The 21,876-nt window shown below is 67.4% G+C and carries 21 protein-coding genes; 5 read left to right on the forward strand and 16 right to left on the reverse strand.

The window, feature by feature from the left end; all coding sequences use genetic code 11:
• Positions 1–69: 69 nt before the first annotated feature.
• From E5A74_RS12640 to E5A74_RS12650, 3 genes are all read right to left on the reverse strand, one after another.
• Entirely contained in the window at positions 70–864 is a 795-nt protein-coding gene (locus tag E5A74_RS12640; RefSeq protein WP_135985471.1) for a fimbrial biogenesis chaperone, read from the reverse strand.
• Between the two features lie 95 nt (positions 865–959).
• Positions 960–1,670, reverse strand: coding sequence for a hypothetical protein (locus E5A74_RS12645; RefSeq protein WP_135985473.1), 711 nt, complete (start codon positions 1,668–1,670; stop codon positions 960–962).
• A gap of 219 nt (positions 1,671–1,889) precedes the next feature.
• Positions 1,890–2,561, reverse strand: coding sequence for a hypothetical protein (locus E5A74_RS12650; protein WP_240699793.1), 672 nt, complete (start codon positions 2,559–2,561; stop codon positions 1,890–1,892).
• Between the two features lie 432 nt (positions 2,562–2,993).
• Here E5A74_RS12650 and E5A74_RS12655 point away from each other — a divergent pair, with 432 nt between their 5' ends.
• Positions 2,994–3,413, forward strand: coding sequence for a hypothetical protein (locus E5A74_RS12655; RefSeq protein WP_240699794.1), 420 nt, complete (start codon positions 2,994–2,996; stop codon positions 3,411–3,413).
• Between the two features lie 105 nt (positions 3,414–3,518).
• Positions 3,519–3,824, forward strand: a complete 306-nt coding sequence (locus E5A74_RS12660) for a hypothetical protein (protein ID WP_135985475.1) — start codon at positions 3,519–3,521, stop codon at positions 3,822–3,824.
• Positions 3,825–3,827: 3 nt separating this feature from the next.
• Here E5A74_RS12660 and E5A74_RS12665 read toward each other — a convergent pair whose 3' ends face one another.
• Entirely contained in the window at positions 3,828–4,430 is a 603-nt protein-coding gene (locus E5A74_RS12665) for a helix-turn-helix domain-containing protein (RefSeq protein ID WP_135985477.1), read from the reverse strand.
• A gap of 479 nt (positions 4,431–4,909) precedes the next feature.
• On the opposite strand from E5A74_RS12665, the gene E5A74_RS12670 reads away from it, so the two are divergent.
• Positions 4,910–6,316 (forward strand): M20/M25/M40 family metallo-hydrolase, encoded by a 1,407-nt coding sequence (locus E5A74_RS12670; protein ID WP_135985479.1) that lies wholly within the window; start codon positions 4,910–4,912, stop codon positions 6,314–6,316.
• 48 nt (positions 6,317–6,364) lie between these two features.
• The gene (pdeM, locus tag E5A74_RS12675) at positions 6,365–7,027 is read left to right on the forward strand and encodes a ligase-associated DNA damage response endonuclease PdeM (RefSeq protein ID WP_135985482.1); all 663 of its coding nucleotides are present in this window, start codon (positions 6,365–6,367) and stop codon (positions 7,025–7,027) included.
• A gap of 3 nt (positions 7,028–7,030) precedes the next feature.
• Here pdeM and E5A74_RS12680 read toward each other — a convergent pair whose 3' ends face one another.
• From E5A74_RS12680 to E5A74_RS12705, 6 genes are all read right to left on the reverse strand, one after another.
• The gene (locus E5A74_RS12680) at positions 7,031–7,720 is read right to left on the reverse strand and encodes a head GIN domain-containing protein (protein WP_135985484.1); all 690 of its coding nucleotides are present in this window, start codon (positions 7,718–7,720) and stop codon (positions 7,031–7,033) included.
• A gap of 38 nt (positions 7,721–7,758) precedes the next feature.
• Positions 7,759–8,496 carry a head GIN domain-containing protein gene (locus E5A74_RS12685; RefSeq protein ID WP_135985486.1) on the reverse strand — a complete coding sequence of 246 codons (738 nt, stop codon included), beginning with the start codon at positions 8,494–8,496 and terminating at the stop codon, positions 7,759–7,761.
• 114 nt (positions 8,497–8,610) lie between these two features.
• Positions 8,611–9,144 carry a CarD family transcriptional regulator gene (locus tag E5A74_RS12690; protein WP_135985488.1) on the reverse strand — a complete coding sequence of 178 codons (534 nt, stop codon included), beginning with the start codon at positions 9,142–9,144 and terminating at the stop codon, positions 8,611–8,613.
• Between the two features lie 257 nt (positions 9,145–9,401).
• Positions 9,402–9,740 carry a ferredoxin FdxA gene (gene fdxA / locus E5A74_RS12695; protein ID WP_135985490.1) on the reverse strand — a complete coding sequence of 113 codons (339 nt, stop codon included), beginning with the start codon at positions 9,738–9,740 and terminating at the stop codon, positions 9,402–9,404.
• Positions 9,741–9,787: 47 nt separating this feature from the next.
• A complete protein-coding gene (locus tag E5A74_RS12700) occupies positions 9,788–10,096 on the reverse strand; it encodes a S4 domain-containing protein (protein WP_135985492.1) in 309 nt (102 codons plus the stop codon).
• Positions 10,089–12,563, reverse strand: coding sequence for a helicase-related protein (locus E5A74_RS12705; RefSeq protein ID WP_135985494.1), 2,475 nt, complete (start codon positions 12,561–12,563; stop codon positions 10,089–10,091). The genes E5A74_RS12700 and E5A74_RS12705 overlap by 8 nt, the downstream gene beginning before the upstream one ends.
• A 253-nt stretch (positions 12,564–12,816) precedes the next feature.
• On the opposite strand from E5A74_RS12705, the gene E5A74_RS12710 reads away from it, so the two are divergent.
• On the forward strand, positions 12,817–14,304 hold the full coding sequence (locus E5A74_RS12710; RefSeq protein ID WP_135985872.1) for a M23 family metallopeptidase: 1,488 nt from the start codon (positions 12,817–12,819) through the stop codon (positions 14,302–14,304).
• Between the two features lie 29 nt (positions 14,305–14,333).
• Here E5A74_RS12710 and E5A74_RS12715 read toward each other — a convergent pair whose 3' ends face one another.
• From E5A74_RS12715 to E5A74_RS12740, 6 genes are all read right to left on the reverse strand, one after another.
• Complete coding sequence (locus E5A74_RS12715) at positions 14,334–15,743, reverse strand: metal-dependent hydrolase family protein (RefSeq protein WP_166745756.1); 1,410 nt, start codon at positions 15,741–15,743, stop codon at positions 14,334–14,336.
• A 187-nt stretch (positions 15,744–15,930) separates the two neighbouring features.
• Positions 15,931–17,601: an ATP-binding protein gene (locus E5A74_RS12720; protein WP_135985496.1), complete on the reverse strand. Its 1,671-nt coding sequence runs from the start codon at positions 17,599–17,601 to the stop codon at positions 15,931–15,933.
• An 83-nt stretch (positions 17,602–17,684) separates the two neighbouring features.
• Positions 17,685–18,455 (reverse strand): TIGR02186 family protein, encoded by a 771-nt coding sequence (locus E5A74_RS12725; RefSeq protein ID WP_135985498.1) that lies wholly within the window; start codon positions 18,453–18,455, stop codon positions 17,685–17,687.
• The gene (locus tag E5A74_RS12730; RefSeq protein ID WP_135985500.1) at positions 18,452–19,366 is read right to left on the reverse strand and encodes a sulfite exporter TauE/SafE family protein; all 915 of its coding nucleotides are present in this window, start codon (positions 19,364–19,366) and stop codon (positions 18,452–18,454) included. The genes E5A74_RS12725 and E5A74_RS12730 overlap by 4 nt, the downstream gene beginning before the upstream one ends.
• 48 nt (positions 19,367–19,414) lie before the next feature.
• Positions 19,415–20,452 (reverse strand): hypothetical protein, encoded by a 1,038-nt coding sequence (locus tag E5A74_RS21255; RefSeq protein WP_240699795.1) that lies wholly within the window; start codon positions 20,450–20,452, stop codon positions 19,415–19,417.
• Positions 20,431–21,825 carry a glycosyl transferase family protein gene (locus E5A74_RS12740; RefSeq protein WP_135985502.1) on the reverse strand — a complete coding sequence of 465 codons (1,395 nt, stop codon included), beginning with the start codon at positions 21,823–21,825 and terminating at the stop codon, positions 20,431–20,433. The genes E5A74_RS21255 and E5A74_RS12740 overlap by 22 nt, the downstream gene beginning before the upstream one ends.
• Positions 21,826–21,876: the final 51 nt, after the last annotated feature.

The raw sequence follows: 21,876 nt of genomic DNA on the forward strand, positions 1-21,876 counted from the left end.
AGACTTGCGCGCAGGCGGCGCCGCTGACCAAACATAGGCAGGCAGTCGTGCTGAGGAGCGCGTGGCGGCTCACTTCAGAAACTTCACCTGGATCGGTCCGGGCCCGAAGCCCTTCACGAGCGGGAGGCGAAACACGCGCGTGGCGCCACCACCGGCCAAATAGCCCGCGCCCGCATAGCGGTTGAGATCATCCGGCGAGAGAATGATGCGCAGCGGCTTGCCATCGAGGCCGGTGCCGTCGAGTATCCAGCGCAGCGACGACATCATCGCGTGCCGGCGGCCGGTATTCTTCAGCTCGATCTCGATGCCCTGCACCTTCGCGGGTGGCGGATCGCCGGGCTTTGCGGCCGGCATCGGGTAATCTTGCGGCTTGACGTAGACCGTCGAGACGTTCGGCTGTGCTCCGGGCGGCGCCACGACGACGAGCGCCTTCATGTGATAGACGACTTGCACCTGGGCACCCTGAGCCGACCCGTCGACCGCGACCGGAAGCTGGTTCACCGACAGATAATAGGCTTCGGAGGCGGGAAGATCGGCCGCGCCGACCCATTGCAGGCGCACGACCTGGCGCGCGCCCTGCGGCAATATCCCCTGAGGAGGGAATACGATGAAATTCTGATCCGCCGGCGTCTCCTTGACGGTGCCGTCCGGCTGGAAATCGATCTTGGTGATGCGGGTTTCGAAAGGGAGCTGGCCCGGGTTCAGGTTCTGGACCTCGATGCGGGCAACGGCGCCGGTGCCGACCGAGCTCATCTCCACCACCATCGGCGATACCCGCATGGCATAGACGGTCGTCGCGCAAATGCTGGCTGCAACAAGCACGCATGCCGAGCGGCACGCCGCTCGAGAGAGATTCTTCAACACTGGCAGGCCCCCGCCCCAATAAACAGACGCCGCTATACACCGGGCGCCCTCGGTAAAAAAAGGGGGAAGGTCACCCTTCCCCCTTTTCCGATCGATTAGATCGCGGTGGTCAGTTCGACCGTCACCTTGTCGGTGTAGTTGCCCGAGATCAGGGCCTTCTGCGGCTTCGGCGCCGTGATCGTCATGTTGAACGCCGACTTCCAGGCGCCGCCGGTCAGGCTGTCGGAGCCTTCGCCGGTGCTGACGTCCAGAAGGCGGCCGCTCTGCGAACCCGAACCGCTGGTGCTGGCAGTGCCCAGCCAGACGGCAGTGACGCTGTACGGGATCTTGTTCGTGAAATCGGCCGAGTTGAAGCCGTCGGTCGAGTCACTGACGAGGCCGTCCGAACCATTGGTCTTGGTGATGGTGACCGTGTTGTTGGCATTGCAGCCCGCCGTCGTGGTGGTGACGTTGGCAACTGCGGCCGAACGCATGTCGAACGCGTCGTTGAGGCTGGTGTTCGACTGGTTGTTCACACCGAGCACACCGAAGTTGAGCTGGTGGTTCGAGGTCTGACCCTGCGAGTAGAACGAGCAATCCTTCTGGACCTCGCCCGAGATGTCCCAGCTGTGCGAGACGGTCGGGCTGGCAGCTTCGAAATTGCCGGTGTTGAGGCCGAACTGGCCGTAGCCCGGGCCGCCGCCGAGAGCGACCTGGCCTGCGAGCTGGAGCGCGCTGACGTTGCCCGAATAGGCAATGTCGTTAGCCTGCGCGATACCGGCGGTCGAGAGCAGCGCAACAGTGGCTGCCGAGAGAAGCTTCTTCATGTGAAATCCCCACTTCTGGTTCGGCGCCCCCCGGCGTTATTGCCGAGTCGATCACCGAGGTTGGCATTTTAACAAGCAAAAACAAAGTATTCAATGAATATTAAGCTTGCTTGACCATTATTGCCCCGATGACGACGCAATAATGATTTCGTTCGTCAGAATTGATTCAAATCAATAACCGACATATATGCGACCCATTACTTATAGTTATTGTATTTATCAGTTTGGTGCGATCGTTATTTCGATCACTTCGCCATAGTGTCCTGCCAATAGGCCGGCTTCACTCGTGACGTTTTCCAAGCTGAGCTTGAGGAGAAGTCCATCCATGGCGATCCCGCCATTGCTGGAAATGGCCTGGCCGCCGCGGAGCATGCGCCCCTCGAATACCCGGGAGATCATCTCCGGGGTCGGGCGACGCACAGGAAGCTGAACATCCAGACTATAGGGAACCGAACCGGCATAAACGCCCTGGCCATTCGGCAGCTCGGAATGCGCCAACGCGCCGTTCTGCGCCTTGATCTGCATCGTGAACGGTACGTTGCAATCCAGCTGGATGCGCTGCTGCACGCCTTGATTGCCCGTAGTTCCGATACGCCCGAAATCAGTGGCCGCGATCGTCCCCATCTGGCAGCGCTGGGCAATGCTGCCCTGAACCGCGATGTCTACCGATTTCACATTGGCGATTTCCTGCGCAGTAGCCGGCGTGGCCGCAAGACCGACAAGGACCGCGGCACCGATCGCCGCTCCGGCGATACGGGCACGAACCCCATGGTGGGCTCGACGCATGAAGCTGTCTGGAAACGATCGCCGAGCGCCCTCGGGCACGGCATCGACATTATCCGCCGTCGCATCCGCAATACGGATCGCCTGCGCGGCCGACAGGGCACGCAAACGCTCGTTTTGCAGATGGCGCGGGCGGCTCCCCCCGGAGCACATACCCTCAACTCCCCGTCCCATCGTTAAGTCTTTAATAAGATTTTAACGGGTACGGAGTCGATGGAATTAAGTGGTTAACTCGTCCCGGATGCGGACGTTCCGGGGCTTATTGTTTATTAACAAGGACTTATGGCGCGAAAAAAATGCGCCCGGCTGCGCCTTGAACGTCAAAAAGCGGCCTCGGAGCGCCCGTTGGGGACGGCCTGCCACGCTGCGACTCGGCGTCTCGTCGAGTCCCGTTAACGCTTCACCGCAGGGGGTGAGCCTTTTCGGAACAGCAGCTTCGCGCCTTGCGTTGACATATTCTTAGATCATTAACCTTGCGTATCAATCATATTTTCAACGGGACATGAGATCAGGCCTGATCAGTCAGCAACGGGTGTTACGATGCCGATCAGATCTCTCCCCAAAATCACCGCGGGGCTCCTGCTGCTGTGCGGGTCCGCCGCAAGCGCCGAATCCAGCGGTACTGCAACTTTCACGCTGAGCCTCACTGTGCCGCGCGTCTGCACCGTGAGCCATCAGTCCGCGATCAGTCAGGCAGGCACCGGCTTTCGGCTCGGCGAATTGCGCGAATATTGTAACGTGGCCGGCGGCTACGCGCTTGTTGTCAACTACGCCCCCGGCTCCATGAAGGGCGCCGTGGTTGCGGTTGGCGAAGAGCGCGTCGTTCTCGACGGCTCCGGCCGCGCGATTGTCAGCCAGAGCCCGGGCCCGCGAATCCGCGCCCGCGAAGTGTTCGCCGAGCCGGGCGCCGCCGGCTTCGATACCGATCACCTCGAATTCGCCCTTGAGGCCACTTCGTGAACGCCGGCCGGGCGCGACGCAGGCTCTGCGCCGCTGTCCCGGATTGGAGCGCATCCGGATCGAAATCCATTTGCGCCGGTTTCCGAACGCCCCTTAGTTGGACGGATGGAAACCCCGGTCGACTCCGAAGGCCTTGGTGAGGTCGTCGATACGCTCATCGAAGCGCAGGCGCTTCTCGCATCGTCGATCTATGTCGATCTCGTGAACCTCGGCCTGCTCGATGCCGGCGCCGCGGCGCGGCGGCTTCATGCGCTCAGCGATATCGCGGCGAGCCCGTTGCATCGCCATCCCGATGTCGCCAGCGCCCTCGGCGAGCGCATCCGCAGCTATGCCGATGGTTTCGATCGGGCGCACCGCGAAGGCGGGCACGCGCCGGTTCAGCTGCGGGTGGTGCGCGGCGGCAAAGCCTGAATGTCAGGCGCGGTGCCGGCCGGCCTCCGCGTTCAGCTGCTCGTCCCCGCGCGACCGGTGCCGGCATAGCTCGGGCTTGAGCGCCCAGCCCTGGCCGCGGATCGACTGGATGAAGTCGCGGCCTCCGCTGGCGAGCTTGAGCTTCTGCCGCAGGTTGGAGACGAAGACGTCGATCGTCCCGATCGTCGCCTGCTCGCTGCCCGTATAGAGCGCACGGTGAATGTTGCTGCGCGAGACCGGCTGCGGCATCGCCTGCCAGAGCAGATCGAGCACGTGCTTCTCCGATTCGGTGAGCCCCACTTGCCTGCGCCCGACGCGATACTGATTGTCTTCCTCGCGATAGACGAGCGAATTGAGATAGTCGTTGCGGCCGTCGCGCGGCCTCCCGCCCTTCTCCAGCGCCGAAAGGACGAGGCCGACGAGTTCGTCACGATGCGAATCGAGCACCGCCTGCAACGCCGGCGCCTGATCCTCGCCTTCGCCCTGCGCCAGCCCCGAGGCGTGCCGGACGAGTTCGAGCGCATCGTCGACCGAGCGTCGGCTCTCGAGCAGCCGTGCCTCGGCATCTCGCAGGAGCTTCGCCAGGGAGTCATTACCAATGGGCACAGGTACGCAATCCCAAACTTCGCTTGGTTCAGCGGGTTACGACTCAATGGACCAATGTGCTGCCGAACAAAGGCGCGCGCCATAGGGAGCGACCCTGATACAAATTTGATTCAGACCCCACTGCTCGCGGGAAGATCAGCGCATCAATTCCATATCATCTATCGTTATTACGATCGAGCATGAAACGAAATTCTGCAAGCATATAAATAATTAACAAGATATCTCTAATATAATTAATTATTAAATAACTATAGCTTTCGGGGGATTTTCCCCGTGCCGGAAATCAATACGCAGCGGTCTCGCGCTCAACGCACGATACGGCGCTTAGCGCGGATTTGTAGCAAACCCGCCGCGGGAAATCGCAGCTTTGCCCGCTCCCGCGCCAGCCTGCACCGGCTTGCCTCGCCATGCGCGCATCCGGCAGATTCCCGAGGCCGCGCCGCCTTGCCCCATAGCGTGTCGAGGCGTAGCGCTCGGGCATGACCGACTCCACTGCCGCACTCGCCTATGTCGAGGCTCATATCGACGACAGCCTCGATCGCCTGTTCGCGCTGATGCGCGTTCCGTCGATCTCCACCGATCCCGCCTATGCCCAACAATGCCAGGCAGCTGCCCGTCAGCTCGCCGACGAGCTCACCGCGCTCGGTTTCTCGGCACGGGTCGCGCCGACGCCGGGTCACCCCATGGTCGTCGCGCACCATGACGGCGATGGACCCCATGTGCTGTTCTACGGCCATTACGACGTTCAGCCGGTCGACCCGCTCGAGCTGTGGAAGCGCGATCCGTTCGATCCGGTGCTCGAGACGCGGAGCGACGGCACCCGCGCGATCGTCGGCCGCGGCGCCTCGGACGACAAGGGCCAGTTGCGCACCTTCATCGAGGCCTGCCGCGCGTGGAAGGCGACTGCCGGCAGGCTGCCGGTCCGCGTGACCATCCTGTTCGAAGGCGAGGAGGAATCCGGATCCGAGAGCCTCGAGCCCTTCCTTCATGCCAATGCCGACGAGCTCAAGGCCGATTTCGCGCTGATCTGCGACACCTCGATGTGGGATACCGCGACGCCCGGGCTCACCATCGGCCTGCGTGGAATGGCCGGCGGGCAGGTGACGGTGCGTGGGCCTTCGCGCGATCTCCATTCGGGCCTGTATGGCGGCCCGGCGCGCAATCCGATCCAGGTGCTGACCGGCATCCTCGCGGATCTCAAGGACGACGCGGGTCATGTCACGCTTGCCGGCTTCTATGACGGCGTCCATCCGCTGAGCGCCGATGTCGAGGCGAGCTGGAACGCGCTCGGCTTCGACGCCCGGCAGTTCCTCGGCGATGTCGGCCTCAGCGTGCCTGCCGGCGAGGCGGGAGTCGGCGTGCTCGAGCAGAGCTGGGCGCGGCCCACCGCCGAGATCAACGGCATCTGGGGCGGCTATACCGGCGAAGGCTTCAAGACCGTCATCCCCGCCGAGGTGCATGCCAAGGTCAGCTTCCGGCTAGTCGGCGATCAGGATCCCGATCAGGTCTGGGCGGCGTTCGAGGACCATGTCCGTTCGCGCCTTCCCGCCGACTGTGCCGCGGAGTTCAAGGTCCGCGGCGGCTCGCGCGCGATCAGCCTCGCCAGCGACAGCCCGCCGCTCGCGGCGACGCGCGCGGCGCTCGACGCCGAATGGGGCAAGTCGGCGCTGCTCGCCAGCGGCGGCTCGATCCCCGTGGTCAATTCGATCCGCTCGATCCTCGGCATGGACAGCGTCATGGTCGGCTTCGCGCTCAACGACGACAATATCCACTCGCCCAACGAGAAGTACGACCTCAACAGCTTCCACAAGGGCATCCGTTCATGGGTGCGCATTCTCGAACAGCTGGGAGCGATGGCGAACGCGCGCGAGACCGCAACCGTCTGAGCACCTGCGGAGTTGACAGCACCCGTGCGTCGGCCGGATAGGCGGGGCATGGTTCCCCTTTCGTTCGGCGGTCACGAGTTCCAGGCACTCGCCGAGGGCGCGCTCTACTGGCCCGCCCGGTCGGCGCTGCTCGTCGCCGATCTGCACTTCGAAAAGGGCAGCTGGTTCGCGAGCAATGGCCAGATGCTGCCGCCCTATGATTCGCTGGCCACGCTCACGGCGATCGCGGCGCTGGCCGATCGCACCGGCGCGCGCGAGCTATGGTGCCTCGGCGACAGCTTCCACGATTCGGCGGGCTGCGAGCGGCTGCCCGCCGACGCGCGCGCGTTGCTGACCGCGCTGACCGGGCGGCTCGACTGGCGCTGGATCACCGGCAATCACGATGCGCTGCTGGTCGATCATTGCGGCGGCACGATCGTCGAGGAAGCCGAAGTCGACGGGCTGGTGCTGCGCCACGAGGCCGAGCCCGGCGATCCGCGCGCCGAGCTCTCGGGACATTTCCACCCCAAGCTCCGGATCAACATGCGCGGACGCCAGGTGTCGCGCCGCTGCTTCGTCGCCACTGCGCGCAAGCTGATCCTGCCCGCTTTCGGCTCGCTCACCGGCGGGCTCGACGCGCACCATCCCGAGATCGTCCGCGCGGTCGGCCGCGGCGCGCACGCGCTCGTCGCGCTCGAGGACCGGCTGCTGCGCTTCCCGCTCGCCGCCTGAATCCTAACGGCGGATCGTTCCCGTGCAGGTCATCGGGCCTGGCCCGCGCAAGATACATTCGGGCTTGCCGGTGATGCTGATCGCGCCGCTGCCCAGCGCCGATGCCCGCGCGGTGTAGCGCACGTTGACGCCGATATTGCCGCTGCCGTCGGAGGTGACATCCGCGTCGCCGGCGGTCAGCGCCCCCGCATCGATCGATCCGGTGCCATAAGTGCGCATCCGCGTTCGCGCCGCGCTGCCCGCGAGCGTGATCGCGCCGGTTCCGGTCAGGTTGACGAGCAGATCATCGGCGCGCACCGCCCGCACGTCGAGCACGCCGGCACCACTGAGCACCAGCTCGACGCGGCCGCCGCGCATCTCCGCCACCGTCACCCGGGCGCCGCCGTTGAGAGTCACCGCGCGAAGCGACGGCACCGATACGCGCAATCGCGGCATCGAGGCCTGTCCGGCGGGATTGCGCCAGGCGAGCGGTCCGGCGCTCACCACCAGCGTGTCGCCATTGGTCCGTACCGTGACCTGATCGAGCGCCACCCGGGCACCGCTCGCCACCGCGCGCGGCGGCCCGGCGACCACCTCGAGCTCGAAGGGGCCGTCGACGCGGATCCGATCAAAGCTCGAGACCATGAAGCTGCGCTCTTCGACGGGCGCCGCGGCGTTGAGCAGGAGAAGCGGAGCGAGGAGCAGCGATCGCATCGCGCGATTGTCCGCCCCCGCGCCGCTTCAGACAAGCCCTAGATGCAGCGCGCCTCGCCCGAGCCGACCGCGCTCACCGTGCATTTGGCGCCACCGCCGAGCTCGGCATCGCCCGATCCGACGATCGAGACCGACGCCGGCCCCTTCACCGTGCCGCGGACATTGCCCGAACCGGCGATCGAGACCTCGGCATTTGCCGCGGTCAGCCGCGCCGCCTCGATGTCACCCGAACCGGCGATCGAGGCCGAGAGCTTGGTGGTGGTGCCGGCGACGTTGAGGTCGCCCGAGCCGGCGATCGAGAGATCGGCGGCGTTGGCGCGCAGATCGGCGATGTTGAGGTTGCCCGAGCCCGTGATCACGCCCGTGAAATCGCCCTCGCCACGCTCGACGCCCATGTCGCCCGAGCCGGAGACCGCCGCGGCGGTGAGCTTGGGCATCACGACATGGATGCGCGCGCCATGGTCGCTGTTGAACCAGCGGTCCTTCGATTCCTTGCGCCCGACGCGCAGCGAACCGTCGACGACGCGGATGTCGAGCTGATCGAGCACCTTGGGATCGCCCTCGGCGGTCACCGCGAAGTTGGCGCCGGTCTTCACCTCGACATCGTCGGGGCCGCGAAGCTCGACGCCGGTGAAGCCGGTCGCCGCGAAGCTGCGCGTCCCGCCCGCACCGCTGGCCTGCGCCGCCTGGCCTTGACCCTGGCCCTGGCCCTCTTTCTCCCAGTTCGACTGGCATGCGGCCAGCGGCAGCAACGCGAGGATCAGCAACATACGCATTCCCTTCTCCCAAACTCGTGTGTTGTGCATGCAATACACCAGAAGTCCTGCAAGGAAAAGGGGCGGCCGTTGCCGGTCCGCCCCTTCGCGAAAGTCAGCCGATCTGCGCGTGCGTCAGGCCGGGACCTTGTCCTTGTTCCAGATCGCCGCGGCCTTGCGCAGGATCTCGAGGATCTTCTCGAGCGCGGTCGGCTCGTCGACTTCTTCCATCGCCGCGAGCTCGCGGGCGAGGCGGCTGGCGGCCGCTTCGAAGATCTGACGCTCCGAATAGCTCTGCTCGGGCTGGTCGTCCGCGCGGAACAGATCGCGGACCACTTCGGCGATCGACACGAGGTCGCCCGAATTGATCTTCGCTTCATATTCCTGCGCGCGGCGCGACCACATGGTGCGCTTGACCTTGGGCTTGCCCTTGAGCGTCTCGAGCGCTTCCTTGAGCGTCTTGTCGCTCGAGAGCTTGCGCATGCCGACGCTCTCGGCCTTGTTGGTGGGCACGCGCAGCGTCATTTTCTCTTTTTCGAAACGCAGCACGTAGAGTTCGAGCTGCATCCCCGCAATTTCCTGTTTCTGCAGCTCGATAACACGGCCGACACCGTGCTTGGGGTAAACGACATAATCGCCGACATCGAAGGACAGCGCCTTGGCAGCCATGTGCTAGAGACCTTTCCGTGAATAACCGGTCCCGAACGATTGCGGCGTCGGCCCTGGCGCGCGCGGCGCCCGGCAGGCGGTTCGGGACAACAACGTATGCTTCTCCGGGCGGAAGGGCGATTCATCGCCCCCGTCGCGGGCTATTTAACACGGTTGCAATAAAATTACCAGCCGCACGTCATCCCCGCGGTGCATTTATGTGCACTGCGGCGAAGATTTTCCGTGTCGGGTCGGGACGCGCGCGGTGGCGCGCGGGATCAGCTGCCCGTGCCCGGGTTCGCCGAGAAATACTTCTCGAACTTGCCGTCCTCGCCCTTGAGCGCGTCGGCGTCCGCCGGCACGTCGCCCTTCTGGGTGATGTTGGGCCATTCCTCCGAATAGGTGCGGTTGAGCTCGAGCCACTTCTCGAGGCCGCTCTCGGTGTCGGGCAGGATCGCCTCGGCGGGGCATTCGGGCTCGCAGACGCCGCAGTCGATGCATTCATTGGGATTGATGACGAGCATGTTCTCGCCCTCGTAGAAGCAGTCGACCGGACACACCTCGACGCAGTCCATGTACTTGCACCGGATGCAGGCGTCGGTGACGACATAGGTCATGGCAGGTCGGCTCCCCTGAGCGGCAAAAGTCTTGGCTGGCGTCCCTGCTATGCCCCGGATTCTGTGGCGTCAACGTTTCTGGGGGACTGAGTTTCCAGCCGGGTGTAAAGCTGCGCCGCCTCGGCGGGAGGCCCGCGCCGCCTCGGCAACGCCTCGACGCGAAGCGCGAGAACCTTGCCGTAGAGCGGGAAGACGATGATCGCGCCGACGCGCACCGGCACCGCCGAACGCTCGATCCGCCGTCCGTCGAGCCGCAGCGTGCCCTTTTCGGCGATCGCCTGCGCGGCGCTGCGCGTCTTGGCCAGTCGCGCGAACCACAGAAAGCGGTCGAGCCGGATGCTCTCGCCGTCAGCCACCGCGCAATCCCGCCAGCGCGGCAAAGGCATTGTCGTTGGGCGCCGCCTTCGGCCGCGCAATCGGAACGAGCCCCTGCCAGATCCAGCGCTGCGCCTCGCCCTCGGGCGTCCTGGCGGTCTTGAAGCCGAGCTGCGCCATCAGCCGCGCCAATGTCTCCGGCGTCAGGCCTATCGAGGTCGCGAGCGCGGGATCGGGGGTGAAGGGCTTGCGCCCCTGCCGCGCTTCGTGCGCCGCACGCGCGATCCGCTCGACCAGATCGACGCGCACCGCCTGCGCCCCGAGCGGCCGGAAGCCATGCGCGAGATCGGCACCGGGCGTGCCGCGCGCCAGCACCGTCGCGCCTTCGGGGGGCGCCTCGGCCAGCCCCATCAGCTCGCGCCGCCAGCGCGCCGCGTGCGGCTTGAGCAGGTTCGGCGCGAACAGATCGAGCGTTCCGATCCTCATGCCGATCGACCGCAGCCGCTTGCGCGCCTCGCCGTCGAGCCCCTCGGTCAATGCCGCGGCGGCGCGGCGCGGCAGCAGCCCGCCGGCGTCGAGCAGCGCGTTGGCGAGTGCGCGCAGCGCTCCGCCCGCCGCCGGATCGCGGCTCGCCGCGTCGAGCCTCGCCAACGCCGGCAGCTCCCGCGCGACCCGCTCGGCGAACCAGCGTTCCAGCCGCGCCTGCACCGCGCCCCGCGCCGGCGGGTCGAGCACCTCGAGCGCGCGATCGAGCACGATCTTCGGCCGCACCAGCGTCGCGCCCTGCCTGAGCTCGGCCACCGCCACGCCCTGCCAGACGAGCACCGCACCGACCTGCGTCAGATCCGCGTCGGCGGCGTCGATCAGCGCGGCGCCGCGCTTGCGATATTCGCCGGCGAGCCGCTTTTCGGCGGCCGCGAGCAGCATCCGCTTGTCCGCGGCGCGCGCGTCGGGCTGGACCGTGAAACGAAAGCCCTCGAGCTTGCCGAGCGGGTGTTCCTCCACGCTCACCTCGCCCTCGGGGCCGATCGTCACCGGCAGGTTCGAGGCGTCGGCGCCGATCTGGCGGAGCAGCACCGTGGTGCGCTTGTCGACGAAACGCTGGGTCAGGCTCGCGTGGAGCGCGTCGGACAGCTTCTCCTCGATCGCGCGGGTCCGCTCGGCCCAGTGCATCGGATCCTCGAGCCAATCGGCGCGGTGTGCGATATAGGCCCAGCTCCGCGCCGCCGCGATCCGCCCCGCCAGCGTCTCGACATCGCCGCCCATATTGTCGAGCCGCGCGATCTCGTCGGCGAACCACTGGTGCGGGACATGGCCTCGCGCTTCGGAGAGATGGCCGAACAGCCGGCCGACGAAGCGGGCGTGCGGATCGGCACCGAGCTTGCGGAAATCGGGCAGGCCGCATGCCGCCCAGAGCCGCGCCACCATGTTGGGCGAGCGCACCCGTGCGCGCACCCAATCCTGCTCGGCGAGCCGCTTGAGCACCGCGAGGTCGGTCGCCTCGGGCGCGGCGCGCAGCACCGCGTCGCGCGGTTTCGCCTCGAGGCTGGCGATCAGCGCGTCGATACTGGCCAGATCGGGCGCCCCCTCGCGCCAATAGAGCTTCTCGAGCCGCGGCACCTGGTGCGCCTCGAGCGCCAGCACTTCCTCGGGCGTGAATGCGTCGGGGCCGTCCTCGTGCAGCGCGCCGAACGTCCCGTCCTTCTGGTGGCGCCCGGCGCGGCCGGCGATCTGCGCCATCTCGGCGATGGTCAGCCGGCGCTGGCGGCGGCCGTCGAACTTGGCGAGGCTGGCGAAGGCGACATGGTTGACGTCCATGTTGAGCCCCATGCCGATCGCGTCGGTGGCGACGAGATAGTCGACCTCGCCGGCCTGGAACATCGCGACCTGCGCGTTGCGGGTGCGCGGCGACAGCGCGCCCATCACCACCGCGGCGCCACCGCGCAGCCGCCGCAGCGCCTCGGCGACGGCATAGACTTCCTCGGCCGAGAAGGCGACGATCGCCGAGCGCCGCGGCAGCCGCGAGAGTTTCTTCGCGCCGGCATAGCTCAGCGTCGAGAAGCGCGGCCGGCCGATGATCTCGGCATCGGGAACCAGCGCCTTGAGCATCGGCTTCAGCGAATCCGATCCGAGGATCATCGTCTCCTCGCGGCCGCGGGCACGGAGCAGCCGATCAGTGAAGACATGGCCGCGCTCGGGATCGGCGCCGAGCTGCGCCTCGTCGAGCCCGACGAACGCCACCTCGCGATCGATCGGCATGCTCTCGGCGGTGCACAGCAGCCAGCGCGCCTTGGGTGGCAGGATCTTCTCCTCGCCGGTGATCAGCCCAACCGATTCCACCCCCTTCAGCTTGACCACGCGGTCATAGACTTCGCGCGCGAGCAGCCGCAGCGGGAAGCCGATCATGCCGCTGGCATGGCCGCACATCCGCTCGACCGCGAGATGGGTCTTGCCGGTATTGGTGGGGCCGAGCACCGCGGTGATCGGCGAACGTGCGAACTGACTCATGTCGTTCACCAACATCGTTCCGAGTCAGCCCTTAAGCAACACCCCCTGATTGCGAAGCTTCCTTAACCATGTTGATTTATGGGGACATTCGAAGATGAGCATCCCTTTATCCCGGCGCCGGCACAGGTCGCCGCAGGGAGGGGAACGAAACGGGCTGCTTAATTTGACTTTAAACGCTCTATTCCACAGTGATCCGGTGTTCGCCGGGGGTGGCGGCACATTCGACGACGAGGTCTTCGGGGGGCATCGCGCCTTGTTCCTGCGTAACGATCATGGCCTGGAGCTCGGCGGCGGTGCATCCGCCGCGTCGGCGTTCGCGGTCGTGCCGGGAACCGCGCTCAGCACCAAACTCAAGCGCCGCGTCCTCGCCAATCTCGATCTCGCCCCCGATCTCGGCGCCCGCATCGGATCGCTGACCTGGTATCGCGGCGTCGCGACCTGCGTCGGGCTTTGCGCGCTGACCTTCCTGATGGCGCCCGGCTTCGAGACCCCGATCTACGGCACCGTTGCTCCGGCGCTGACCGGCGCCGAATATGACGCCGCCCGCGCGCAGGCGATCGCGCCGCTCGCCAAGGGTGGCACCACCGGCTACCGCGTCGCCGCGACCCGGCTCGTCTCGCCGCTGACCGACACCCCCGAGCGCCCGATCATCAGCCTCGACGCCAAGCTCGCCTCGGGCGACGCGCTGCTCAGCGTGCTGCGCCGCTCGGGCGTGGGCGCCACCGATGCCGAGCAGGTCGGCGCGCTGGTCACCAGGGCGGTGTCGTTCGACCAGATCCAGCCGGGCACGATGCTCGACATCACCCTCGGCCGCCGCACCGACAAGGCGCAGCCGCGGCCGCTCCAGAACATGGCCTTCCGCGCCCGCTTCGATCTCAAGCTCGAAGTCGCGCGCACCGGCAATACGCTCTCGCTCAAGCAGATCCCGATCGCGATCGACAACACCCCGCTGCGCGTCCAGGGCGCGATCGGATCGAGCCTCTACCGCTCGGCACGCGCCGCCGGCGCGCCGGCCAAGGCGGTCGAATCCTTCATCCGCACCGTCGCGACGCGCGTTTCGGTCTCGCGGCTCGGGTCGGACTGCAAGTTCGACATCATCGTCAAGCAGGCCCGCGCCGCCACCGGCGAGGTCCAGCTCGGCAATCTCCTCTATGCCGGGGTCAGCGGCTGCGACGAGAAGGTCCAGATGATGCCGTGGGAATCCGACGGCAAGATCGAGTGGTTCGACGGGCTCGGCAAGGGCAGCAAGACCGGCATGATGACGATGCCGACCAATGGCCGCTTCTCCTCCGCCTTCGGCATGCGCCGCCATCCGATCCTCGGCTATACCCGCATGCACCGCGGCGTCGACATCGCCGCGCCCTACGGGACCGCGGTCTATGCCGCGACCGACGGTGTCGTGCAGTTCGCCGGGCGCAGCTCGGGCTATGGCAATTTCATCAAGATCAACCATGGCGGCGCGTTCGGCACCGGCTATGGCCATCTCAGCCGCATCCTCGTCCGGGGCGGCCAGAGCGTGCGCAAGGGCCAGGTGATCGGCGCGGTGGGCAATACCGGCCTTTCGACCGGCCCGCACCTCCACTATGAGCTCTACAAGAACGGCGTCGCGGTCAATCCGCGCTCGGTGTCGTTCACCTCGATGCGCCAGCTGACCGGCAACGATCTCGGCGCCTTCCGCTCGAAGCTGAGCCAGCTGCTCGCCGTGCCCGTCGGCCGCGGCGCGCAGAAGGACGAGGACTAGGCGACAGCCCTCCCCGGACTATCCGGGCGTCACCGCGCCAGAGTGTTCTTGTAGATTTTCCCGTCCTTCATGATGACGAGGAAATTCCGCGCCGGATCGGCGATGAGCTTGATGTCCTGCAACGGATTGCCGTCGACCAGCAGGAGATCCGCGAACGCCCCCGGCTCCACCACGCCCAGCTTGCCGTGATAAGGATTGCGCTTGCCCGACATCGCCAGCAATTCGGCGTTGGTCGAGGTCGCCATCACCAGCGCTTCGGCCGGGGTGTACCATTGGGTCAGCGAGGCGAGGATGGCGCCCTGTTGCTGCGCGAGCGCGCGCGAGAACAGCACGTCGGTCCCCCAGGCGACCTTGATCTTGTACTTCTTCGCCAGCGCATAGGTGCGCCCGATCCCGGGAAAGACCTCGTCGGCCTTCTCGCGCTGAACCGAGCCGACCGGGAAGCCGGTCCGCAAGGCGTCGGGCAGCGGCTGCAGGCTCAGCCAGATGCCCTTGTCGGCGATCAGCCTCGCGGTGGCGTCGCTCATCAGGAAGCCATGCTCGATGCAGGTCGCGCCTGCGTCGATCGCGATCCGGATGGCCTCGTCGGTAAAGGCATGGACGGCGACATAGGTCCCCCAATTGTGCGCCGCCTCGACCGCGGCCCGCATCTCCGGCTCGGTGAAGGTCACCGCGTCGATCGGGCTGAACGGCGAGGAAACGCCGCCGCCGCCGGTCAGCTTGATCTGCGAGGCACCCTGCATCAATTGCTCGCGCACGCGCATGCGGACCTCGTCCGGGCTATCGGCGATCGCCATGCCCCCGAGGATCTCGCCGCGGGTGAGCTTGCCGGGGCTTCGCGGCAGATCGTTGAAATCGCGGAAATCGCCGTGGCCGCTGGTGATCGTGATCATCGCGCCCGACGGGTAGATGCGCGGCCCCACGACCAGCCCCTGGTCGATTGCCTCCTTGAGCGAGAAGACCGGCCCGCCGACGTCGCGGACCGTGGTGAAGCCGCGCATCAGCGTGTCGGTTGCCTCCGCCCCGGCGAGGAAATTGGTGTGGGCCGGCGGGCTGGACAACATCTCCGCCGGTGTCGGACGGATGAACATCGCGTGCCAATGCGCGTCGATGAGACCGGGCATCAAGGTCCGGCCGCCGCCGTCGATCACCCGCGCGCCAGCATCGGCAGCGATCGGGCTGGTCGAAATCCGCTCGATCCGGTTTCCGCGAACCAGCACGTTGGACGGTGCCGAGAGCGTCGCGCTCTTCCCGTCGAAGACGCGTACATTCTGGAAGAGCGTCGCTTCGATTCGCTCTGCGGGCGTCTGTTGCGCCGTACCCGGCTGCGAGAACGCGATCAGCAGCGCCACCCCCATCAGCATCGCTGCCAGTTGGACGAACAGCTGCAGGCGCGCACGCGCTTCGCGGGGCGGCTCAGTCGGCGGCGCATAAGGCATCACGGTGCTTCTCCCGGTCGACTGCCGAGGCGCCGTGGTTCCGTCGATGGAACGCGCGCGTCGGGGCCCGGGGAGAAGCTAGGCGGAGCTCCCTGATCGCACTATCGGAACAAATCCCGATCCGAAGCCGGATCGGCTACCGACAAGTCCCGATCCGGCGGCGCCCACAGGGGCCGGGCGTCGGCGCTCACTTCCCCTGCGAGCGCCAGCGCTTGATCGTGCGCTCGAGCATCTGCTCCTCGCCGCCGGTCTCGCGCCACAGCTCGGAGAAGAGCGGATCGTCCGAGGCCGGGCGCTTGCCGTCCTCGAGCCCGTCGAACAGCAGGCGGACCGGGGTCGCGACGCCTTCGCCGACCGCGATGCACTCGCGATTGCGCAGCGCCGGGATCGAATCGAGGAAGCCGCGCGCGCCTTCGGGCATCGCCGCCTTCACAAAGGCCTGGTCGCGCTCGTTGTTGAGCCGCATCGACAGGATCGTGCCGCACTGCGACAGCACGCCTTCGGCGAGATCCGACGGACGCTGGGTGATCAGGCCGAGCGAGACGCCGTATTTACGGCCTTCCTTGGCGATGCGGCTGAGGATCCGGCCGACCGACGAGCCATCGGCGTTGCGCTCGTTGGGAACATAGCGGTGCGCCTCTTCGCAGACCAGCAGCACCGGGCGCTTGGCCTCGCCGCGCGACCAGATCGCGAAATCGAACACCATGCGGCTGAGCACCGCAACCACCACCGAGGTGATTTCCGAGGGCACGCCCGACACGTCGATGATCGAGATCGGCTTGCCGTCGCCCGGCAGGCGGAAGATGCGCGCGAGAAAGTTCGCCATCGAATCGGCGACGAGCATGCCCGAGAACATGAAGGCGTAACGCGGGTCGCCCTTGATCTCGTCGATCTTGCTGCGCAGCCGCAGATAGGGCGCCGTGTCGGTCGCCTTGTCCATCTTGCCCATCTCGTTCTGCAGGATCTGGGTGAGGTCCGAGAGCAGATAGGGGATCGGCGCGTCGACGGTGAGCTTGCCGAATTCCTGCGCGAGCCGGTTCTTGCCCTTGGCGAGCAGGATGCACTTCGAAAGGATGTCGGCATCGACCTGGCGGTCCGAGCCCGCCGTGGTGAGGAACACCTCGCAATGCTCCTCGAAGTTCATCAGCCAGTACGGCATCTGCAGGTTCGAGACGTCGTAGAGCGCGCCGGTGGTCCTGAACGCGCTGGCATATTCGCCATGCGGGTCGATCATCACGATATGACCCTGCGGCGAGAGCTCGCAGATCCGGTGGAGGATCAGCGCCGCGGCGGTCGACTTGCCGGTGCCGGTCGAGCCGAGCAGCGCGAAATGCTTGCCGAGCATCGCGTCGACATAGAGCGCGGCGCGGATGTCCTTGGTCGGATAGACATTGCCGATCTCGATATGCGCGCGGTCGTCGGCGGCGTAGATTTGCTTGAGATCGGCAGTCGAGACCGGAAACACCGCGCAGCCCGGGGTCGGATAGCGGGTGACGCCGCGGCGGAATTTGTAGAGCTTGCCGGTGAGCTTCTCCTCGTCGCCCTCGCCGAGGAAATCGACCTGCGCGGCGATACGGTCGCCGGTCACGTCGAGGCGGAGCGAGCGGACATTGGCGATCAGCCACGTTCCGCCGACGCGCATCTTGACCTGGCTGCCGACCTGGCCGGCATTGGCGATCGCGACGTCGCTGCTGGCGCCGAGCGATTCGATCTCGGCAGGGTCGAACATCACCTGGCTCGACGAGCCGGCGATCTCGAGCACCGCGCCGATCGGGCGCGCCTGGGCGCGCGGCGACACGGCGTCTGCCGATGCGGGCGCGGCATTGTCGTAGGCGCGCGCGCCGAACTGACCTTCCATCGGATACTCCCCGGGGTTACCGGGCCATCATAAGGACCGACCGTAAATATTGGGTTGTCTGAGGATTGCCGGCGAACCCCGGCCTAGAAGCGCCGCCACAGCGCGCCGGCGCCCCAGCCGAACAGCACCGAAAGCGCCACCGCGACAAGACCATAGGTGACCGAATAGTCGCGTGCGCTGCTCGCGACGAAGCGCTCGAAGCCCGATTTGCGGATGTCGATCGGGCGGACGGCGGCGGCGAGCACGCGGCCGTTCTGGATCAGGAAGGTCTCGGCGGTGAAGCGCCCCACCGGCACGCGCGCCGGGATGGCGAGCCGCGCGCGATAGAGCACCCCGCCGGTGATCTCCACCGCGCCCGGCGCTTCGTAATAGAGCCCGCTGCGGGTGCGCAGGTCGACCAGCCCGCGATCGAAACGCTGCTGCACCTCGGGAATCGCGCCCGAGGCGGGCGAGAGCTGGAGGCTGTCGACTCCCAGCTCGAAGATCGCGCGGGTGCGTTCGTCGACGATCTGGCGCACCGGCCGCGACGAGGCGATCGCGTAGAAGCTCGGCGCGGAGCGGTAGCGCATCGATTCGGCGTTGAGCCAGATGCCCGCGACCTTCGCCTTTTCGCGCACGAGGATCGCCTGGGTCGGGCCTTTGACCACCACGACGATGTCGACCGGACCGTCCTCGGGATCGGGGGCGCGTCCGCGCGGATAGAGGATCGCGCCGAAGAGGAGCAGCTCGGCGCCGGTGAACGAATAGGCGATCTCGATATCGCGCTGCGAGACGTCGGGCACCAGCACCGGCTTGGCCTGCCCCATCAGCAAGGGCGCGCAGAGCATCAGCAGGGCGGCCGCGGCGCGCTTCACAGCAGCTCGACCGAGAAGATCTCGTCGGGGCGCCACGCCAGCCCGAGCAGCATCCGCGCCGCGACGCAGAGCACCATCACCGCCAGCACCAGCCGCAGATATTCAGGCTTCGCCTTCTGCGCGAGCCGCGCGCCGAGCTGCGCGCCGGCCACCGAGCCGAGCAGCAGCAGCGCGGCGAGGACGATGTCCACCGCCTTGGTGGTGGTGGCATGGACCATCGTCGCCACCGCGGTGACGAAGAGGATCTGGAACAGCGAGGTGCCGACGACGACCTGCGTCCCCATGCCGAGCAGATAGAGCATCGCGGGGACGAGGATGAACCCGCCGCCGATGCCGAGCAGCACGGTGAGGATGCCGGTGACGAGGCCGAGCAGCAGCGGGGCGAGCGGCGAGATGTAGAGACCCGAGCGGTAGAAGCGCCAGCGCAGCGGCAGCATCGCGACCAGCGGATGGTGCCGGCGCTTGCGCGGACGGGGCGGAACCGCGCCGCGTCCGACGCGGACCGCGGTCACCGATTCGTGGAGCATCAGTCCGCCGATCGAGCCGAGCATCACGACATAGAGCACCGCGATCACGGTATCGATGACGCCGCTCGCCTGGAGCAGGCGGAACAGCCCGGCGCCGACCACGCTGCCGATCACGCCGCCGGCGACGAGCACCAGCCCCATATGGACGTCGACGCCGCCGCGCCGGAAATGCGCGAACACCCCCGAGACGCTGGCGCCGGTGACCTGACTCGCCGACGAAGCCGCGGCAACGGTGGGCGGAATGCCGTAGAAGATCAGCAGCGGCGTGGTCAGGAAACCGCCGCCCACGCCGAACATCCCCGAGAGCAGCCCGACGCCGAGCCCGAGGGCCACGATCACCAGCGCGTTCACCGACAGGTTGGCGATGGGGAGGTAGAGATCCATTGCGGGCAGGCGATACCGCGTTTGCGCCGCCTTGCAAAAGCCCGGCGGCTAGAAATCGCTCCCCAGGGTCAGCGCCAGCCCCGAGCCCGGCCGGGCGTCGCCCGCGACACGCTGTCGCCAGTCGAGCGCGAGCCGGACCTTTTGCCGGCCGAGCGGCAGCGCGAGCGTTGCCGAGGGACCGATGTCGAGCCGCGCGGCGTCGCGCTGCGCCGCGCCCCATGCCCCGCCGCCCAGCCCGAGCCGAACGCCGCCGCCCACGGCCAGCGTCCGCGTCGCGCGCACCGCGCCATCGGCATAGGGCTCGGTGCGCCGGCGCCGGATCGCGCCCGCCTGACCATAGGATTCGAGCGCGAAGCCGGGCGCGATCGTTCCGTCGAACCCGGTGATCACGCCGACGCCGGGCCCGCCGGGCGCGCCGTCGAGCCCGAAGCGCTGCTCGACCACGAGCCGCACCGGCGCACGCGTCGGCTGCCAGTCGAGCCCGAGCGAGGCTTCGGCGCCCTTGCCGCGAAGCGGCGTCGCGATCCGCGCGAATGCCGCCAGCCGCCGGTCGGGAACCAGCGCATAGGCGAGACGAAACCCCGCCTGCCCCCCGCCGAGCTGGCTCGCACCTGGCGCGGCGCCGATCCCGGTGCCGGCGCGTGCGACCAGCCAGGCGCCCGCCGACCAGCGCGCAGGCAGATCGGGCATGCGAACCGGTTGTGCCGCGATCGGCAGCGGCGACACCGCGCTGCCCGACATCGCGGGCGCGCCATATTGAACGAGCGCGAGCAGCGCCATCTGGACACGTTCCGGGTCGGATACCGGACGCGCAGCGCGCGCAGGAACGCGCGGATCGATCGACCGCATCGCCCGGGGCCTCGTCACTGCCGACACGGCGTGGACGGGCCCGGCGTGGATCGGCACCTGGGCGGGCGGGCTCCGGTTCGCCGCGAGCGCGGGCGGGGCGAGCGCCTCGATCGCCTCGGGGAGCGAGCCGGTCTGCGACCAGAGCAAGGCGACACGGACTCCGATCCAACCCAGCGCGACCAGCACGAGGAAGCGGATCGGCCGCCCCTGCCCGGTCACGGCGCGGCTTGCCCGCACCGATCGGATCCGGCGAGATCGGGGAATTCATGCGCGGTCTTTTCCCAGCGCGGCGCCGCGCCGAGCAGGATCCGCGCATAGAGCCCGATCGCCCGCCGCGCCGCGAACAGCGCGACGGCGTTCCCGACCAGCACCCGCGGCACCGACCACAGGGCCTCGCGATTGCCATAGGCGTGCCGGACGAACGCCGCACGCACCAGCAACCGCCAGCCGAGCAGCGCGAAATTGGCCCAGAGCAGCAGCTGCACCCGCGGATCGAGCGCCGCCGCCGGGGTATCCGCGACGAGATGGAGCAGCGCCGATGCGCCCCAGAGGAGCAGCGTGGCATAGGCGATCGCGAGCACCGGCAGCGCCAGTGTCGCGCGGCGGTCGCGCATCCGCATCCAGTGATCGCCCGGGTTGAGCGTCGCGCGCCACCCGGTCCGGTCCCAGCCGGCGAGCGCGATGCCGGTCAGCCAGCGCGCCTTTTGACGGACCGCGGCATCGAAGCTGTCGGGGAACCATGCGCGCACCGCCACCGGCGGGCCGCCCGGCGCTTCGGGGACGCGGGCGAGGCACACCTTGCCGCCCATCGCGCTGATCGTCAGGCCCAGCTCATAATCCTCGGTAAGGCTGGTCGCGTCGAAGGGCGCGCCGCCGCGCTGGTCGGCGATGCCGCCGAGCACGTCGCGCCGGATCGCGCAGCCGACTCCGGCCAGCGGCAGTCCGGCACCGAGCGCCTGGCGCACGACCAGTGTTTTCGCGTGCTGCTCGGCGAACTCGTCGCAATAATGGCCGGCTACGAAGCGCGATCGTGGATGCGGCAGCGGCAGCACGGGTAGTTGCACCGTCGCGCAATGCCGAAGCCATGCTGCATAGACCGCGAGCTCGCGCGGATGGACGATGTCCTCGGCGTCGTGCAGCGCGATGCCGAGCGTGGCGAAGCCTTCCGCCGCCTCGTCGTGCACCAGCGTCCGCCACAGCGTGTTGAGGCATCCCGCCTTGGTGGTGGGGCCCGGGACCTCGCCGATCACCAGCCGGACGCGGGCATCCTGCCCGGCAACAGCCGCGACTGCAGCGATCGTCGCCGGGTCATTGGGATAGGTGCCGACATAGATGCGATAATCGTCGTGCTCGAACCGGGCGAGCGCGGCACGCAGCATCTGCCCGATCACGCAGGCTTCGTCCCACGCCGCGACGAAGATGACGATCCGGCCGTCTCCATCGGCGACGGGCGCCGGCTCCGGCGAGGCGCGCGGCCGGAAACGCAGGTTGAACCAGCGGCCGCCGTAGATCAGATCGACCAGAAGATCGTCGATTCCGCCGACGAGAAACCAGATCGCGGCGAACAAGGTCGCCTCGCGCGCAATCGCGTCTATCGCGGTGATCAGCACGGCCGTCCCTGCACCGCGAAATCTCCGATTCGGATGCAGTCATCTTCTGCA

The organism is Sphingomonas naasensis (assembly GCF_004792695.1).
GTDB lineage: Bacteria > Pseudomonadota > Alphaproteobacteria > Sphingomonadales > Sphingomonadaceae > Sphingomonas > Sphingomonas naasensis.

Coding starts and splice junctions, on each gene's coding strand:
- E5A74_RS12645 (WP_135985473.1), bottom strand. CDS start 1,670: ATGAAGAAGCTTCTCTCGGCAGCCACTGTTGCGCTGCTCTCGACCGCC.
- E5A74_RS12655 (WP_240699794.1), top strand. CDS start 2,994: ATGCCGATCAGATCTCTCCCCAAAATCACCGCGGGGCTCCTGCTGCTG.
- E5A74_RS12660 (WP_135985475.1), top strand. CDS start 3,519: ATGGAAACCCCGGTCGACTCCGAAGGCCTTGGTGAGGTCGTCGATACG.
- E5A74_RS12670 (WP_135985479.1), top strand. CDS start 4,910: ATGACCGACTCCACTGCCGCACTCGCCTATGTCGAGGCTCATATCGAC.
- pdeM (WP_135985482.1), top strand. CDS start 6,365: ATGGTTCCCCTTTCGTTCGGCGGTCACGAGTTCCAGGCACTCGCCGAG.
- E5A74_RS12680 (WP_135985484.1), bottom strand. CDS start 7,720: ATGCGATCGCTGCTCCTCGCTCCGCTTCTCCTGCTCAACGCCGCGGCG.
- E5A74_RS12685 (WP_135985486.1), bottom strand. CDS start 8,496: ATGCGTATGTTGCTGATCCTCGCGTTGCTGCCGCTGGCCGCATGCCAG.
- E5A74_RS12690 (WP_135985488.1), bottom strand. CDS start 9,144: ATGGCTGCCAAGGCGCTGTCCTTCGATGTCGGCGATTATGTCGTTTAC.
- fdxA (WP_135985490.1), bottom strand. CDS start 9,740: ATGACCTATGTCGTCACCGACGCCTGCATCCGGTGCAAGTACATGGAC.
- E5A74_RS12705 (WP_135985494.1), bottom strand. CDS start 12,563: ATGAGTCAGTTCGCACGTTCGCCGATCACCGCGGTGCTCGGCCCCACC.
- E5A74_RS12715 (WP_166745756.1), bottom strand. CDS start 15,743: ATGCCTTATGCGCCGCCGACTGAGCCGCCCCGCGAAGCGCGTGCGCGC.
- E5A74_RS12720 (WP_135985496.1), bottom strand. CDS start 17,601: ATGGAAGGTCAGTTCGGCGCGCGCGCCTACGACAATGCCGCGCCCGCA.
- E5A74_RS12730 (WP_135985500.1), bottom strand. CDS start 19,366: ATGGATCTCTACCTCCCCATCGCCAACCTGTCGGTGAACGCGCTGGTG.